The sequence below is a fragment of the Pseudomonas sp. UV AK001 genome (genome assembly GCF_046097675.1).
Lineage (GTDB): Bacteria > Pseudomonadota > Gammaproteobacteria > Pseudomonadales > Pseudomonadaceae > Aquipseudomonas > Aquipseudomonas kribbensis.
This window is the reverse complement of the sequence record NZ_JBJUVZ010000005.1, coordinates 61701-77934: the sequence shown is the minus strand read 5'-3', so window position 1 is coordinate 77934 and position 16234 is coordinate 61701. Positions and strand designations below refer to the sequence as shown.

Genomic DNA, 16234 nt, shown 5'->3' with positions numbered 1-16234 from the left:
CCATGCAAACTCGTGACGACATCTTCAACACCCTGCGCGATGCCCTGGTCGAGCTGTTCGAACTGGACCCGGCCCGTGTGAGCCTGGAATCGAACCTGTATCAGGACCTTGAAATCGACAGCATCGACGCCGTCGACCTGATCGACCACATCAAGCGCCAGACCGGCAAGAAAATCGCCGCCGAGGAATTCAAGTCGGTGCGTACCGTCGGCGACGTGGTCGAGGCGGTCTACCGTCTGGTTCAACCGGCCGCATGAGCCGATTGATCGGCCTCGGCCTGCTGCTGGCGGGCCTGTTGTATCCCTTTGCGGTGTATTTCGGCATGGAGCATTTTGCGCCGTGGCAGTTCGGCCTGCTGTTGGGCAGCCTGTGGCTGGCCCGCGCCCTGACCGGCGAGCGCAAGCCCGGCAGTCTGTGGATGGCCTGCGTGGCCATCGTGTTCTGCCTGCTGCTGGCGCTGTTCGACAGCCCGCTGTTGCTGCGCTGGTATCCGGTACTGATCAGCGGCTTCATGCTGGTGCTGTTCAGCCTGAGCCTGAAATACGGCCCGCCGATGGTCGAACGTCTGGCGCGCATTCGCGAGCCGCAACTGCCGCCCGAGGCGATCCGCTACACCCGCCAGGTCACCGTGGCCTGGAGCGTGTTTTTTTTCTGTAACGGCTTGTGCGCGGCCCTGCTGACCCTTTGGGCGCCGCTGCACTGGTGGATGTTGTACACCGGCCTGATCTCCTACGGATTGATCGGCCTGATGTTTGCCATTGAATGGCTGATACGACAACGGGTAAGAGGTCGCCCATGAACTGGATAAAACTTGAGCAGCTGTTGCTCAAGGATCTGCCGCAGCGCGCCGTCACCGTCGCGCCGGCACTCGATCACGCACACCTGCGCGAACAGGCCCTGAGCCTGGCCGCCGGCCTGCAAGCCAGGGGCGTGCGACGTCTGGCCGTGCACCTGGAAGATGCCGCAGAACTGGCCATCGCCCTGCTCGGTGCCTGGCGTGCCGGCATCAGCGTCTTGCTGCCTGCGGATCTGCAAGCGCAGACCCGCCAGCGCTGGTCGAACGAAGTCGACCTGTGGCTGACCGATCATGCAGACGACGCACACCTGAGCGATTTGCAGCACACCGCACTGACAGGCGCCGAACTGGATCTCGACCAGTGCCGCCTGAGCCTGTGCACCTCCGGCTCCAGCGGCGAGCCCAAGCGCATCGACAAATCCCTGCGGCAACTGGCCAACGAAGTCGAAGCCCTGGAAAAACTGTGGGGCGCAGATCTCGCTGAGGCCTGCATCATCGGCAGCGTCGCCACCCAACACATTTACGGTCTGTTGTTCCGTGTGCTGTGGCCGCTGTGTGCCGGCCGCCCGTTCCTGCGCAAACAACTGGCCTTTCCGGAAGACATGCAGCGCGCCAGCCGCGAACACCCGGCCTTCGCCTGGGTGGCCAGCCCGGCGTTGCTCAAGCGCATGGGCGACAACCTCGACTGGCCGGCCCTGAGCGCCGTGCGCCGGGTGTTTTCCTCCGGCGGCGCGTTGCCGGCAGATGCCGCGCAGAGCCTGCACCAGCGCTTGCGGCAGTGGCCGACGGAAATCCTCGGCAGCTCGGAGACCGGCGGCATCGCCTGGCGTCAGGGCCAACAGCTGTGGCAGCCGTTCGCTGGTGTCGAGCTGAGCCAGGACGGCGACGGCGCCCTGTTGATCGCCTCGCCGTACCTGCCCGCCGGGCATGTCGAACACACCGCCGATGCCGCACGCATCGAAGCCGATGGTCGCTTCGAACTGCTCGGGCGGCTGGACCGGATCGTCAAACTGGAAGAAAAACGCATCTCCCTGCCGATGCTGGAACAAGCCCTGGTCGCCCACGATTGGGTCGCCGAAGCACGGCTCGGTGTGGTGCAGGAAAACCGCGCGTCCCTCGGTGCCTTGCTGGTGCTCAGCGAATCCGGCCTGTTTGCCCTGCGTGAACACGGCCGCCGCAGCCTCACCGAAACCCTGCGCCGTCACCTCGGCGAGCATTGCGAAGCCCTCGCCCTGCCCCGGCGCTGGCGCTTGCTGCGACAACTGCCGCTGAACCCTCAGGGCAAGCTGCCCCAGGCCGACGTCGAAGCCTTGCTGCTGGCGCCGCGTCCGAAGGCACCGGAGGTGCTGGAACAAACCGAAACCGATGGCGAGTGGAGCCTGCAACTGAGTGTGCCGCCAGATCTGGCCTATTTCAGCGGTCACTTCCCCAAGGCCCCGGTATTGCCCGGCGTGGTGCAGGTCGAGTGGGCACTGAACCTTGGTCGCCAACTGTTGAACCTGTCCGGCGCGTTCGCCGGCATGGAAGTGCTGAAGTTCCAGCAACTGGTGCGCCCCGGCGATGAAATCCAGCTGCACCTGCGCTTCGACCCTGAACGCGGCAAGCTGTATTTCGCCTACCGCAACGACACCGCCACCTGCTCCAGCGGGCGGATTCTGCTGGGGACTGGCAATGCATAATCCTTGTGCGGTCATCCCGGTGTACAACCACGAAACCGCGATCGCCACCGTGGTCGATGCCCTGCTCGCCCAAGGCTTGCCGTGCATTCTGGTGGACGACGCCAGCAGCAAATCCTGCGCAGCCGTGCTGGATGTGCTGGCCGAGCGCGAGCGGGTGTATCTGGTGCGCCTCACCACCAATCAGGGCAAGGGCGGCGCGGTGATGACCGGTCTGCGCGAAGCCGCGCGGCTGGGTTTCAGCCACGCCTTGCAGGTCGACGCCGACGGTCAGCACGACTTGCAGGATGTCGCGCGTTTCGTCGAAGAATCCCGCGCCCATCCGCGAGCGCTGATCTGCGGTTATCCGCTGTACGACACCAGCGTGCCCAAGGGTCGCCTGTACGCCCGTTACCTGACTCACGTGATGGTGTGGATCAACACCCTGTCGCTGCAGATCCGCGACTCGATGTGTGGCTTCCGGGTGTATCCGCTGGAGCCGACACTGGCAGTGATCGACTCGGCGCGGATCGGCAAGCGCATGGATTTCGACTCGGACATCCTCGTGCGCCTGTCCTGGCGCAACCAGCCGATGCGCTGGCTGCAAACCAGCGTGCACTACCCGCTGGACGGTGTGTCGCACTTTCGGATGTTCCACGACAACGTGCTGATTTCGAGCATGCACACGCGCCTGTTCTTCGGCATGTTGCTGCGCTCGCCCGCGATCCTCTGGCGACGGTGGCGCGCATGACGGTCGAAACCGACAAGAAGCACTGGGCCGACCGCGAAGAGCGCGGCAGTTTCCTGCTGATGAAATTCACCGCGTTCGCCGCCAGGGTCCTTGGCCGACGCCTGCTGAGCCCGTTGCTGTACGGCATCGTCCTGTACTTCTTCCTGTTCGGCCGCACGGCCCGACGCAGTGCCTGGCAGTATCAGCAACGCCTCGCCGACTGGAGCGGACGCCAGGAATTGCGCCCGAGCCTGTGGCGCGTGTTCGGGCAGTTCATGGCGTTCGCCGATTCGCTGCTGGACAAGCTCGACGTGTGGAACCGCAAGTTGAGCATCGAGCAGATCGAAATCATCGACCCGGCGCTGTTGCGCAATCAGTTGCGCGGCAGTCGCGGGCAAATGCTGGTGGGCGCGCATCTAGGCAACCTCGAAGTGTGCCGGGCGCTGGCAGAGATCGGCGAAAAGGTCACCATGAACGTGCTGGTGCACACCAAGCACGCCGAACAATTCAACCGCCTGCTGGGCGAAGCCGGGGCGACCAATCTGCGGCTGATCCAGGTCAGCGAGCTGGACCCGGGGGTCATGCTGCAACTGAATGAACGCCTGGAGCGCGGCGAATGGCTGGCGATTGCCGGCGACCGCGTACCGCTGCATGGCGGCCGCAGCGTCACCGTGGATTTCCTCGGTCATCCAGCGCGGTTCCCGCAAGGTCCGTGGCTGCTGGCCGGCCTGCTGAAATGCCCGGTCAATCTGCTGATGTGCCTTAAGCAACCTGACGGACACTATCGCCTGACCCTCGAGCCGTTCACCGAGGCCGTGACCTGGACCCGCCGCGACCGCGAACAGGTCATTCATCAGTGGGCGACCCGCTACGCCGAACGCCTGAGTCACTATTGCCTCGAAGCCCCCAGGCAATGGTTCAACTTTTACCCTTTCTGGAAGACCGATGACGACGCCAACCCATGAGCCGGTAACCTTCGGCGAACGCCCTTTGCGCATCGAAGACGTGCTGGCCCTGGCCAACCGTCAGGCGCCCGTGCAGTTGCAGAGCGACGCCGACTACCGTGAACGCATCGCCAAGGGCGCGCGGTTCCTCGATTCGCTGCTGGACAAGGAAGGCGTGATCTACGGCGTGACCACCGGTTACGGCGACTCCTGCGTGGTCGCGGTGCCGCTGCATCACGTCGAAGCGCTGCCGCAGCACCTGTACACCTTCCACGGCTGCGGTCTGGGCAAACTGCTCGACGCCCAGGCCACCCGCGCGGTGCTGGCGGCCCGTTTGCAGTCGCTGTGCCACGGCGTGTCCGGGGTGCGCATCGAACTGCTGGAACGCCTGCATGCCTTCCTTGAACACGACATCCTGCCGCTGATTCCCGAAGAGGGTTCGGTGGGCGCCAGCGGCGATCTGACGCCGCTGTCCTACGTTGCCGCGACCCTGTCCGGCGAGCGTGAAGTGATGTTCCGTGGCGAACGCCGCCAGTCCGCCGATGTGCACCGCGAACTGGGCTGGACCCCGTTGGTGCTGCGCCCGAAAGAAGCGCTGGCACTGATGAACGGCACCGCCGTGATGACCGGCCTCGCCTGCCTGGCTTACGCCCGCGCCGATTACCTGCTGCAACTGGCCACGCGTATCACCGCTTTGAACGTGGTGGCGTTGCAAGGCAATCCGGAACACTTCGACGAGCGCCTGTTCGCCGCCAAGCCCCATCCGGGGCAGATGAAGGTTGCCGCGTGGCTGCGCAAGGATCTGGCGATCGACGCGCCGACCGCGCCGCTGCATCGTCTGCAGGACCGCTACTCGCTGCGCTGCGCACCGCACGTGCTCGGCGTGCTGGCCGACAGCCTGAACTGGCTGCGTTCGTTCATCGAGACCGAACTCAACAGCGCCAACGACAACCCGATCATCGACGCCGAAGCCGAGCGCGTGCTGCATGGTGGGCACTTCTACGGCGGGCATATCGCGTTCGCCATGGACAGCCTGAAAAACCTCGTGGCCAACGTCGCCGACCTGCTCGACCGGCAACTCGCGCTGTTGGTGGACGAGCGTTACAACCACGGTTTGCCGAGCAACCTGTCCGGCGCCAGCGCCGACCGCGCGATGCTCAACCACGGCTTCAAGGCTGTGCAGATCGGCGCCAGCGCCTGGACCGCCGAAGCGTTGAAAAACACCATGCCGGCCAGCGTCTTCTCGCGTTCCACCGAGTGCCACAACCAGGACAAGGTGAGCATGGGCACCATCGCCGCTCGCGACGCCATTCGCGTGCTGGAGCTGACCGAACAGGTGGCCGCCGCCACGCTGCTCGCGGCCAATCAGGGTGTGTGGCTGCGTGGCCGTGATGAAGACGCACGACCACTGCCTCCGTCGCTGGCCGCGATGCACGAAGCGCTGGCCAAAGACTTCCCGCCGGTGATCGAAGACCGCGCCCTGGAAGGCGAACTGCGCCTGTGCCTGAAACGCATCGCCGAGCAACACTGGAGGCTGCATGCGTAGCGCCGGAGTGCTTCACGCCGATACGGAAATCCTCGTGCCGTTCTTTGACGTCGACACCATGCACGTCGTCTGGCACGGCCATTACGTGAAATACCTGGAAGTGGCGCGCTGCGCGTTGCTCGACAAGATCGGCCACAACTACAACCAGATGGTCGACTCGGGCTACGCCTGGCCGGTGATCGACCTGCAATTGCGCTACGTGCGCGGCGCGGTGTTCGGTCAGCGGCTGAACGTGCGCGCCAGCCTGGTGGAGTGGGAAAACCGCCTGAAGATTCACTACCTGATCACCGACGCCGAGACCGGCGAGCGCCTGACCCGCGCCAGTTCGGTGCAGGTCGCTGTCGAGGTGAGCAGCCGCGAGATGCAACTGGCGTCGCCGAAAGTCTTCACCGATGCCGTGGAAAGGATGCTGCGATGAATGTGTTTGTGAAATCCCTTGGGGCTCTGGCGCTGCTGACGCTGTCGTCGCTGGCCAATGCCTTCGACCTGCAACAGCTGAGCGATCAACTGGCGAAACCGGACGTGATCCACGGCCAGTTCATCCAGGAAAAGCACCTGCGTGCCCTGCCCCAGCCGCTGATCAGCAAGGGCAACTTTGTCCTCGCCAAGCATTACGGTCTGCTCTGGCTGCTGAAAACCCCGCTGCAGCAGGACTACCGCATCAACGCCAAAGGCATCGCCCGCCGTGACGTCAGCGGTTGGCAACTGTTGCCCGGCAAGAGCGCCGGCGCCGAACAGAACCGTTTGTTCCTCGCCGTGCTGCAAGGTGACAGCAGCGGTCTGCAACGGGATTTCGAACTGGCCCTGAGCGGCGACGCGCAAAAATGGCACCTGACACTGACCCCGCGCTCGGTGCTGCTCAAGCAGGTGTTCAACCAGATCAACATCACCGGCGGCACGCTGGTGAATACCATCGAACTGCTGGAAACCCAGGGCGACAGCACTGTGCTGCGCATGCAGGACAGCACCGCCGGCCAACCGTTGAGCGACGCGGAGCAACATGACTTTGCCGAGTGAACGCAGGCTGCCCTGGCTGTTCCTGATCCTGCTGCTGGCCGTCGTCGCACTGGGTGCCTGGCAGTGGCGCGACGGCGCACCGCTGTCGGCGAACCTGATGGAACTGGTGCCCGGCACCCATCCGGACGCGGTCGAGCAACGTGCCGAACAACGCATGCAGGAACCGCTCAACCGGGAAATGTTGGTGCTGGTCGGGCATACCGATCGCCAGCAAGCCGTCGCCATGGCCCAGACGCTGGGCGAGCAATGGCAGGCCAGCGGTCTGTTCGAAAAAGTGCAGTGGAATCTGCAAGCCGACCTTCCCGCCCTGCGCACGCAGTTGCTGCAAGGACGACTGGCGATGCTCTCGGCGGATGATCGGCAACTGCTGATCGAACACCCGGATGCCTTCATCCAGCAACGGGTGCAGGCACTGTTCGACCCGTTCACCGGTTTCAGTCTGGTGCCGAGCCAGGACGACTGGCTGGGCCTGACCGGACGCATTCAGAACAGCCAGCCACAGCACGGCGCGGTGCAACTGGACATCGGCAGCGGCGCGCTGATCGCCGATGCCGACGGCAAGAGCTGGGTGCTGCTGCGTGCGCGCACCACTGGCAATGCCTTCGACATGAACCTGCCGCTGCAAGTCGCCGCTCTGCTGCAACACAGCCGCGAGCAAGCGGCGAAATCCGATGTGCAACTGCTGGCCGCCAGCGGTTTGCTCTACGCGGCCAACGGTCAGCAGCAAGCGACCCGGGAAATTTCCTGGGTCGGCGGCGGCGCCACGCTCGGCATTCTGTTGCTGCTGTTGCTCGCTTTCCGTCGCTGGCGGGTGTTGCTGGCGTTCATTCCGGTGCTGGTGGGCATGTTGTTCGGGGCGGTGGCCTGCGTGGCGCTGTTCGGGCACCTGCATGTGATGACGCTGGTGCTCGGTTCGAGCCTGATCGGTGTGGCGGTGGATTACCCGCTGCACTACCTGTCCAAGAGCTGGAGCCTCAAACCCTGGCGCAGCTGGCCGGCGCTGCGCCTGACCGTCTCGGGCCTGACCCTGAGCCTGATCACCAGCGCCATCGGTTATCTGGCACTGGCCTGGACGCCGTTCCCGGCCCTGACCCAGATCGCCGTGTTCTCCGCCGCCGGCCTGCTCGGTGCCTACCTGTCGGCGGTGTGCCTGCTGCCGGCGCTGTTGAGCAGCGTCGAATTGCGCCCGGCGCAGTGGCCGTTGCGTCTGGCCGAACGCATGGTCAGCCTTCGGGAAACCCTGCTGGAACACGTGCGCACACCGATTCTGTTCGCCCTGCTGATCGCCTTCTGCGCCGGCGGTCTGGTGCAACTGCAGAGCAAGAACGACATCCGCCAGTGGGTCGGCGCGCCGCAGCATCTGACCGATGAAGCGCAGACCATCGCCCGCATCACCGGTTATCAACCGACCAGCCAGTTCTTCCTCGTACGCGCGGAAAACCAGGAGCAACTGCTGGAACGTCAGGCCGCGTTGAGTGAGCGCCTGGAGCAACTGGTCAACCTCGACAAGTTGCAGGGTTTTCTGGCGCTCAACCAACTGGTCGGCCCGCCGAGCCAGCAACAGCAGGTTCGCGAAGCGCTGAACAAATTGCCGCAGTTCTGGCAGCCACTGCTTGAAGTCGGCGTTCCGCCGGCAGCCCTGCAAACCGAACTGGCGCAGTTGCAGTCACTGCCCGCCGAAGACATCGACACCGCGCTCAGCGGTCCGCTCGGTGAGCCTTACCGCACCTTGTGGCTCGGACCGGTCGAGGGCGGTGTGGCGGCGATGGTCAGCCTGCAAGGCCTGAACAATCCGGCGCTGCTGCGGGTGCAGGCGCTGGACCTGCCCGGCGTGGAGCTGGTGGATCGCCTTGGTGACTTGAACCGGGTGTTTGCCGAAACCCAGATCAGCGCCGCCGAACTGAAACTCGCCTCCTGCGTGCTGATCGTGCTGGTGTTGATCCTGCCGTTCGGTCTCGGTGGCGCGTTGCGCATCGTTTCCCTGCCGCTGCTCGCGGCGCTGTGCAGCCTGGCCAGCCTCGGCTGGCTCGGTCAGCCGCTGACCCTGTTCAGCCTGTTCGGCCTGCTGCTGGTGACGGCAATCAGCGTCGATTACGCAATCCTCATGCGCGAGCAGGTTGGCGGCGCGGCCGTGAGCCTGCTCGGCACCTTGCTGGCGGCGCTGACGACCTGGCTGTCGTTCGGCCTGCTGGCGGTGTCGAGTACGCCGGCGGTGAGCAATTTCGGGTTGTCGGTGAGCCTCGGGCTGGCCTTCAGCTTCATGCTGGCGCCGTGGGCCGGGCGACATGCCCATGCCGCGACAGTCGCGGAGCCGGTAGCATGATGGTCGCAGTCTTCTGGGGCATGGCCCTGGCGCTGTTTGCCGTGGCCACCCGCGTCGGCCGGTATTTCGGGTTGATTCCGATTGTCAGCCAGTTGCTGCTGGCCAGCTTCATCCTGCCGCTGTTGATGTATTTCTGGATCGAACCGGGCTGGCAGCTCAGTGGCGCCGATCTGATTGCGCCGGACTGGCTGAAAAACCTCTACAGCCTGAGCTTCGCGCTGCTGCTCGGGCACATTCTCAGCGATGTGATCGACCTGCGTCTGGATCGCCAGAGCGTGAAAATCGCCCTGCCAAGTTTCGCCGTGCCGTTCGCCTGCGGGCTGGCGACGGCGTACTGGCTGCTGCCGGTGCAACCGTGGATCAACTCGCTGGCCATCGGCCTGGTGTTCGCCATCACCGCAATCCCGGTGCTGTATCTGTATCTGCGCCACATCGACTATCCGCCCGCCGCGACCCGGCGCCTGGTGCAGACCGCGATCCTGATCGACCTGACCTGCTGGACCCTGTTCGGCCTCGCCCAGGGCAGTCTGCACCTGAGCAGCCTGTTGCTGCCGCTGGGGCTGGCCTGCGTGCCGTTGCTGCTGCGTGTGTTCGGCATCCGCCGGCCACTGACTTACAGCCTGGGTTTCTTTGCGCTGCTGGTGCTGGCCGAACACTACAAGCTCAATGCGCTGATTTTCGGCATCGGCTATTTGCTGTGCATGACCGTGCTGAAAGTGCCGCTGGTGCTGCCGCTGCCGGCGCGCTGGATGAGCCGTTTGCAGACGTGGATCGCGATTCCGCTGATCCTCACTTTCGGCATCGCGCAGATCGATGTGCACAGCGCCCTCGCCAGCCTCGGCGCGGTGCAATGGGCAGCGCTGCTGTTGTTGCCGATCGCCAGCAAACTGCTCGGCAACTGGCTGGGCCTCGGCTGGGCCGGCGCATCGTTCGAGGGCGCCAGTCGCTGGCGCGAGAGCGTACTGCTGAACATTCGCGGCTTGAGCGAAATCGTTTTTCTCAACCTGCTGTTGCAACAACAGCTCATCAGCCCGGCGCTGTACTTTGCGCTGATGCTGATGGGCCTGATTGCGACGCTGCTGCCGGCCTTCATCGGCCTGCACCGTGCGTCACTGAACCCTATTGCCGTATCCAGGAGCTCGCGTGCCAATCGTTGAAATGGAATCCCGTCAGGTCGTGATCATCGGCGCCGGCCCCTCCGGCGCCATTGCCGCCGCGTTGCTCAAGCGCAAGGGGCACGACGTGCTGGTGATCGAGCGCCAGCATTTCCCGCGGTTTTCCATCGGCGAAAGCCTGCTCAGCCATTGCCTGGATTTCGTCGAAGAAGCGGGCATGCTTGAAGCGGTGAACGCCGCCGGATTCCAGCGCAAGACCGGCGCGGCATTCGCCTGGGGCGAGCGCTACAGCGCGTTCGATTTCGGCGACACGTTCACCGGCGGCAAACCGACCACCTTCCAGGTACAACGCGCCGACTTCGACAAACTGCTGGCCGATCAAGCCGCGCTGCAAGGCGTGGAAATCCGTTATGGCGATGCCATCGTCAGCGTCGATTTCGACCGCCCGCGTCCGCGACTCGATGTGCGTCGCGAAGACGGCAGCGAGTACCGTGTCGAGGCCGGTTTCGTTCTCGATGCCAGCGGCTACGGCCGCGTTTTGTCACGCTTGCTGGACCTGGAAGCACCGTCGAATTTCCCGGTGCGCCAGGCCGTGTTCACCCACGTCGAAGATCACATCGATCATCCGGCCTTCGACCGCGAGAAAATCCTCGTCACCACCCATCCGCAACATCGCGACATCTGGTTCTGGACGATCCCGTTCAGCAACGGTCGCTGCTCGGTGGGCGTGGTCGCGGCAGCCGAACATTTCAATGGTCGCGACGCCGATCTCGATGCCTGCCTGCGCGGTTTCATTGCTGAAACGCCAAGCCTGGCGAAGGTGCTGAACAACGCCGTGTGGGACACGCCGGCGCGCACCCTCGGCGGCTATGCGGCCAACGTGAAAACCCTGCACGGCCCGGGCTTTGCTTTATTGGGCAACGCCGCCGAGTTTCTCGATCCGGTGTTCTCTTCCGGCGTGACCATCGCCATGCGCTCGGCGAGCATGGCCGCCGGCGTATTGCACCGGCAGTTGCAGGGCGAAACCGTGAACTGGCAAAGCGAGTTCGCCGAACCCTTGAAACGCGGCGTCGACACCTTCCGCGCCTACGTCGAGGGCTGGTATGCCGGTACTTTCCAGGACGTGATTTTCCATGAGCAGGCCTCCCCGGACATCCGTCGCATGATCTGCTCGATTCTCGCCGGTTACGCCTGGGACGAACGCAACCCGTTCGTCAGCGAAGCACGCCGCCGGCTGAAGACGATTTCCGAATTCTGTGCAAAGGACGCCCCATGAATTACTTGAGCGACAGCTACGTCGAGGAAACCCGTTTCGGCTTCTGGTTCCTGCGCAGCCACACCTGGCAGCACCATGTGTTGCGCGTGGCGATCAACGATTTGCGCGGACTGTTCAGCGAGTCGCTGCCGGCCAATCCGGTGCTGCTGGATGCAGGCTGCGGCCAGGGCAAATCCTTCGGCCACCTGCGCCAGACTTTCGCCCCACAGCGTTTGATCGGCGTCGATGCCGACCCGCACAGCCTGGAATTGAGCGCCGCAGAAGCCGCGCGTCAGGGTTTCGAGGTCGAACTGATTGGCAGCGACTGCGCGACACTGAATGTGCCGGATGCGAGCGTCGATCTGCTGTTCTGTCACCAGACCTTTCATCATCTGGTGGAACAGGAAAAGGCCCTGGCCGAGTTCCACCGGGTGCTCAAGCCGGGTGGTTATCTGCTGTTCGCCGAGTCCACCGAGGCTTACATTGATACGTGGGTCATCCGTTGGCTGTTCCGTCATCCGATGCATGTGCAGAAGAGTGCGGCGCAGTATCTGGAAATGATCCGCCAGCAGGGCTTCGAATTCGGCGAACGGAATGTTTCCTACCCGTACCTGTGGTGGAGCCGGGCGAAGGATTTCGGCCTGCTAGAACGTTTTGGCCTGCGCAAACCGAAGCCGTTTGGCCAGCGTGAAGAAACCCTGGTCAACGTCGTGGCGCGCAAACCGCTGGAAGAGGCTGTCTGATGCTGCGTGTTCTGCTGCTCGCCTGCGTCCTGCTGCTGACCGCTTGCGCCAGCAAGGCGCCGCTGCCTGTGGATAACCCGACGCTGCCCTTGCCGCTGCAACTGCACATCGAGCGCCAGCAAGCCGGACAGCGTCAGGACTGGTTGCTGGTGATCCAGCGCGAGGGTCCGGGAATCCGCTGGTCGATGATGGATCCGCTGGGCATTCCCCAGGCCCGTCAGCAACTGATCGACGGACGCTGGCAGGCCGACGGACTGCTGCCGCCGAATCCGGAAGCCCGAGAATTGTTCGCGGCGCTGCTATTCGCCCTGACGCCTGCCGGCGAGCTGTCACGCAATTACCCCACCGCGCAGCAACACGACGGGCAACGCTCCTTGCCGGCACGCTGGGACGTCCGATATTCACAACCGTCGAGCTTCGAATTGAATCTGCCCCAAGGCCCGCACTATCGCGTGTCTCCCCTAGGTGAATCGACGCCATGACCGCCTACCTCAATGCCCTCGGCGTGATCTGCGCCCTGGGCCGTGACAAGCAAGAAGTCGCCCACCACCTGTTCGCCGGTGATTGCTCGGGCATGCGCCACGAGGCTGGCTGGGTGCCGGAACGCGAGTTGCCGGTGGCCGCCGTACGCGGTGATCTGGCGCCCATTCCGCCGCAGATGGCGGCGCACAAGAGCCGCAACAATCAGTTGATGCTGGAAGCGGCGTTGCAGATTCGCGACGACATCGACGCTGCGATTCGGACCTATGGCGCGGACCGCATCGGCGTGGTGCTCGGCACCAGCACCTCGGGTATCGACGAGGCCAGCCAGGGTCTGGCGCATTACATTCGCAACCAGCAGTTCCCGGCCGATTACGACTACCGGCAGCAGGAACTCGGCGCCCCGGCGACCTTCCTCGCCGACTGGCTGCAACTGAGCGGCCCGACCTACGTGATTTCCACCGCGTGCACTTCCAGCGCCCGGGCCCTGATGAGCGCCAAGCGCCTGCTCGATCTGGGGCTGTGCGATGCGGTGCTTTGCGGGGGTGTCGACAGTCTGTGCAAACTGACGCTCAATGGTTTTTCGTCGCTGGAAGCTGTTTCCGGGGAGCGCTGCAACCCGTTTTCAGCCAACCGCAACGGCATCAACATCGGCGAGGCTGCGGTGCTGTTCGTCATGAGCAGACAGCGCGGCGACGGCCCGGCCATTGCCGTACTGGGCGCCGGTGCCAGTTCCGATGCTCATCACATTTCCGCACCTGAGCCGTCCGGCCGGGGCGCGTTGCAAGCGATGCAACAGGCGCTGGATCGCGCGCGGCTGCAAGCCACGCAAATCAGTTATCTGAACCTGCACGGCACCGCCACCCAACACAACGACGCCATGGAAAGCCTGGCCGTTTCCACCCTGTTCCCGCAGGGCGTGGCCTGTTCCTCGACCAAACCGATGACCGGTCACACTCTCGGCGCTGCCGGCGCACTGGAGGCCGCGTTCTGCTGGCTGAGCCTGAGTGCCGACAACCCCGAGCACGCCTTGCCGCCGCACGTCTGGGACGGTCAGGCCGATCCGGACCTGCCAGCGCTGAAGTGGGTGACCGCGAGCGAGCGCCTGGCGTCCATTGCACCCCGCTACCTGATGAGCAACTCGTTTGCCTTCGGTGGCAATAACGTCAGCCTGATTATCGGAGACGCCCCATGACTGACTGGCCGCTCGCCGAATTGCTGCCCCACGCTGGCGACATGATTCTGATCGACCGGATCCTCAGCTTCGACGAGGAGCAGATCCACACCACTCTCACGGTCAAGCCCGATGGCCTGTTCAACCTGCCCGACGGCAGCCTGCCGGCGTGGGTCGGCGTCGAGCTGATGGCGCAGAGCGTCGCTGCATTCGCTGGCTGCCATGCCCGGCAGAAAGGCAATGCGGTGGAGCTGGGCTTTCTGCTCGGCACCCGCAAATTCGAATGCAATGTCGAGGCGTTTCCCGTCGGTTGTGAACTGACCATCCACGGCATCCGCTCGCTGGAAGATGACAACGGCATGGGCGTGTTCGAATGCCACATCAATGCGCCCGGCATCGAAGCCAGCGCCCGGCTGAACGTGTTCCGCCCGCCGCACGCGGCGCAATATCTTGAACAATTGAAGGAGTCGAACGATGACTGAATTCGTACTGGTCACCGGCTCCAGCCGTGGCATCGGCCGCGCCATCGCCCTGCGCCTGGCCCAGGCTGGCCACGATATCGTCCTGCATTGCCGCAGTGGCGTGGCCGAAGCGCAAGCGGTGAAAGCCGAAGTCGAAGCGCTCGGGCGCAATGCGCGCATTCTGCAGTTCGACGTGGCTGACCGCGAAACCTGCAAAGCCATCCTCGAAGCCGACGTCGAAACTCACGGCGCCTATTACGGCGTGGTGCTGAACGCCGGCCTGACCCGCGACGGCGCGTTCCCTGCCTTGAGCGACGACGATTGGGACGTGGTATTGCGCACCAACCTCGACGGTTTCTACAACGTTCTGCACCCGGTGATGATGCCGATGATCCGTCGTCGCGCCGCCGGTCGCATCGTCTGCATTACCTCGGTCTCGGGGCTGATCGGCAACCGGGGCCAGGTCAACTACAGCGCTTCCAAGGCTGGCGTGATCGGTGCCGCTAAGGCATTGGCGATCGAACTGGCCAAGCGCAAAATTACAGTCAACTGTGTCGCGCCGGGCCTGATCGACACGGCCATGCTCGACGAAAACGTGCCGGTGGAAGAACTGATGAAAATGATCCCGGCACAACGCATGGGCACTCCTGAAGAGGTGGCCGGTGCGGTGAATTTCCTGATGTCGGCGGAAGCGTCGTACATCACCCGCCAAGTCCTGGCGGTCAACGGAGGCTTGTGCTGATGAAGCGCGTTGTCGTCACCGGCATGGCCGGCATCACCTCGCTGGGCAGCGACTGGGACACCATCGCCGGCAACTTTGCGGCCAACCGCAGCGGCATCCGCCGGATGGACGAGTGGGATCGTTTCAGCGAACTCAACACCCGACTGGCTGGGCCGATCGATGATTTTCTGGTGCCGGCGCACTGGACCCGTAAACAACTGCGCAGCATGGGCCGGGTCTCGCGGCTGGCCGTCGGCGCTGCGGAAAAAGCGCTGGCCGATGCCGGCCTGCTGGGCGATGAGTCGATCAAGGACGGGCGCATGGGCGTGGCCTGCGGTTCGTCCACCGGTAGCACCGACGAGATCAAGGCGTTCGGCAACATGCTGCTCAACTCGGTGGCCGAAGGCCTCAACGCCAACTCCTATGTGCGGATGATGCCGCACACCACAGCGGCGAACATCAGCATCTTCTTCGGCCTCACCGGTCGCCTGATCCCGACCTCCAGCGCCTGCACCAGCGGCAGCCAGGGCATCGGCTACGCCTACGAGGCGATCAAGTTCGGCCGCCTGCCGCTGATGCTCGCCGGCGGTGCGGAAGAGCTGTGCCCGACCGAAGCCATGGTGTTCGACGCGCTGTACGCCACCAGCCTGAAAAACGATGCGCCGCAAACCTCGCCACGCCCATACGACAAGGGCCGCGACGGCCTGGTGATCGGTGAAGGCGGCGGCATGCTGGTGCTCGAAGAACTGGAACACGCCCTCGCTCGCGGTGCGCACATTCATGCCGAAATCGTCGGCTTCGGCAGCAACGCCGATGGCCAGCACACCACCCGCCCGGAACAGGTCACCATGCGCCGTGCGATGGAGCTGGCACTGGAAGACGCCGGCCTCACGCCTGATGCCATCGGTTACGTGAACGGTCATGGCACGGCCACCGAACAGGGCGATATCGCCGAGACCCTGGCCACCAGCAGCCTGTTCGGCGAACACATGCCGATCAGCTCGCAGAAGAGTTTCCTCGGCCACACGCTGGGTGCCTGCGGTGCGCTGGAGTCATGGTTCAGCATCGAAATGCTCAATCGCGACCTGTACGTGCACACCCTCAACCTCGACGAAGTCGATCCGCACTGCGGCAAGCTCGACTACCTGCGCGGCGAATTCCGCCAGATGCACCACGACTACGTGATGAACAACAACTTCGCGTTCGGCGGGGTCAACACCTCGCTGATTTTCCGCCGCTGGACGCAACCGAATTAATCCGGGTCAAGGAGACCT

17 protein-coding genes are annotated in these 16234 nt (G+C 64.1%); all 17 read left to right on the top strand.

The genetic code is table 11. The features are described from left to right. Nucleotides 1-2: 2 nt before the first annotated feature. From ACKLNA_RS15865 to ACKLNA_RS15785, 17 genes are read left to right on the top strand one after another with little or no spacing between them, the layout of a single operon-like run. Nucleotides 3-257, top strand: a complete 255-nt coding sequence (locus ACKLNA_RS15865; RefSeq protein WP_007909503.1) for an acyl carrier protein — start codon at nucleotides 3-5, stop codon at nucleotides 255-257. Continuing rightward, nucleotides 254-799 carry a hypothetical protein gene (locus ACKLNA_RS15860; protein ID WP_085711081.1) on the top strand — a complete coding sequence of 182 codons (546 nt, stop codon included), beginning with the start codon at nucleotides 254-256 and terminating at the stop codon, nucleotides 797-799. Before ACKLNA_RS15865 ends, ACKLNA_RS15860 begins: the two co-directional genes overlap by 4 nt. Beyond that, the gene (locus ACKLNA_RS15855; RefSeq protein WP_408986385.1) at nucleotides 796-2475 is read left to right on the top strand and encodes an AMP-binding protein; all 1680 of its coding nucleotides are present in this window, start codon (nucleotides 796-798) and stop codon (nucleotides 2473-2475) included. The genes ACKLNA_RS15860 and ACKLNA_RS15855 overlap by 4 nt, the downstream gene beginning before the upstream one ends. Then, entirely contained in the window at nucleotides 2468-3202 is a 735-nt protein-coding gene (locus ACKLNA_RS15850; RefSeq protein WP_408986384.1) for a glycosyltransferase family 2 protein, read from the top strand. The genes ACKLNA_RS15855 and ACKLNA_RS15850 overlap by 8 nt, the downstream gene beginning before the upstream one ends. Beyond that, the gene (locus tag ACKLNA_RS15845; RefSeq protein ID WP_408986383.1) at nucleotides 3199-4146 is read left to right on the top strand and encodes a glycosyl transferase; all 948 of its coding nucleotides are present in this window, start codon (nucleotides 3199-3201) and stop codon (nucleotides 4144-4146) included. Before ACKLNA_RS15850 ends, ACKLNA_RS15845 begins: the two co-directional genes overlap by 4 nt. Further along, nucleotides 4127-5671, top strand: coding sequence for a histidine ammonia-lyase (hutH, locus tag ACKLNA_RS15840; protein ID WP_408986382.1), 1545 nt, complete (start codon nucleotides 4127-4129; stop codon nucleotides 5669-5671). Before ACKLNA_RS15845 ends, hutH begins: the two co-directional genes overlap by 20 nt. Further along, nucleotides 5664-6089 carry a thioesterase family protein gene (locus ACKLNA_RS15835; protein ID WP_085685400.1) on the top strand — a complete coding sequence of 142 codons (426 nt, stop codon included), beginning with the start codon at nucleotides 5664-5666 and terminating at the stop codon, nucleotides 6087-6089. Before hutH ends, ACKLNA_RS15835 begins: the two co-directional genes overlap by 8 nt. Then, on the top strand, nucleotides 6086-6688 hold the full coding sequence (locus ACKLNA_RS15830; protein WP_408986381.1) for an outer membrane lipoprotein carrier protein LolA: 603 nt from the start codon (nucleotides 6086-6088) through the stop codon (nucleotides 6686-6688). The genes ACKLNA_RS15835 and ACKLNA_RS15830 overlap by 4 nt, the downstream gene beginning before the upstream one ends. Further along, nucleotides 6672-9011, top strand: a complete 2340-nt coding sequence (locus ACKLNA_RS15825; protein ID WP_408986380.1) for an MMPL family transporter — start codon at nucleotides 6672-6674, stop codon at nucleotides 9009-9011. Before ACKLNA_RS15830 ends, ACKLNA_RS15825 begins: the two co-directional genes overlap by 17 nt. Continuing rightward, the gene (locus ACKLNA_RS15820; RefSeq protein WP_408986379.1) at nucleotides 9008-10168 is read left to right on the top strand and encodes a sodium:proton antiporter; all 1161 of its coding nucleotides are present in this window, start codon (nucleotides 9008-9010) and stop codon (nucleotides 10166-10168) included. Before ACKLNA_RS15825 ends, ACKLNA_RS15820 begins: the two co-directional genes overlap by 4 nt. Next, entirely contained in the window at nucleotides 10155-11402 is a 1248-nt protein-coding gene (locus ACKLNA_RS15815) for an NAD(P)/FAD-dependent oxidoreductase (protein WP_408986378.1), read from the top strand. The genes ACKLNA_RS15820 and ACKLNA_RS15815 overlap by 14 nt, the downstream gene beginning before the upstream one ends. Then, nucleotides 11399-12124: a class I SAM-dependent methyltransferase gene (locus ACKLNA_RS15810; protein WP_408986377.1), complete on the top strand. Its 726-nt coding sequence runs from the start codon at nucleotides 11399-11401 to the stop codon at nucleotides 12122-12124. Before ACKLNA_RS15815 ends, ACKLNA_RS15810 begins: the two co-directional genes overlap by 4 nt. Beyond that, the gene (locus tag ACKLNA_RS15805; RefSeq protein ID WP_408986376.1) at nucleotides 12124-12606 is read left to right on the top strand and encodes a hypothetical protein; all 483 of its coding nucleotides are present in this window, start codon (nucleotides 12124-12126) and stop codon (nucleotides 12604-12606) included. Before ACKLNA_RS15810 ends, ACKLNA_RS15805 begins: the two co-directional genes overlap by 1 nt. Beyond that, the gene (locus tag ACKLNA_RS15800; RefSeq protein WP_408986375.1) at nucleotides 12603-13799 is read left to right on the top strand and encodes a beta-ketoacyl-[acyl-carrier-protein] synthase family protein; all 1197 of its coding nucleotides are present in this window, start codon (nucleotides 12603-12605) and stop codon (nucleotides 13797-13799) included. Before ACKLNA_RS15805 ends, ACKLNA_RS15800 begins: the two co-directional genes overlap by 4 nt. Then, complete coding sequence (locus ACKLNA_RS15795; RefSeq protein WP_408986374.1) at nucleotides 13796-14260, top strand: hotdog family protein; 465 nt, start codon at nucleotides 13796-13798, stop codon at nucleotides 14258-14260. Before ACKLNA_RS15800 ends, ACKLNA_RS15795 begins: the two co-directional genes overlap by 4 nt. Beyond that, nucleotides 14253-14981, top strand: a complete 729-nt coding sequence (fabG, locus tag ACKLNA_RS15790; protein WP_408986373.1) for a 3-oxoacyl-ACP reductase FabG — start codon at nucleotides 14253-14255, stop codon at nucleotides 14979-14981. The genes ACKLNA_RS15795 and fabG overlap by 8 nt, the downstream gene beginning before the upstream one ends. After that, on the top strand, nucleotides 14981-16216 hold the full coding sequence (locus ACKLNA_RS15785; protein ID WP_085711068.1) for a beta-ketoacyl-ACP synthase: 1236 nt from the start codon (nucleotides 14981-14983) through the stop codon (nucleotides 16214-16216). Before fabG ends, ACKLNA_RS15785 begins: the two co-directional genes overlap by 1 nt. Nucleotides 16217-16234: the final 18 nt, after the last annotated feature.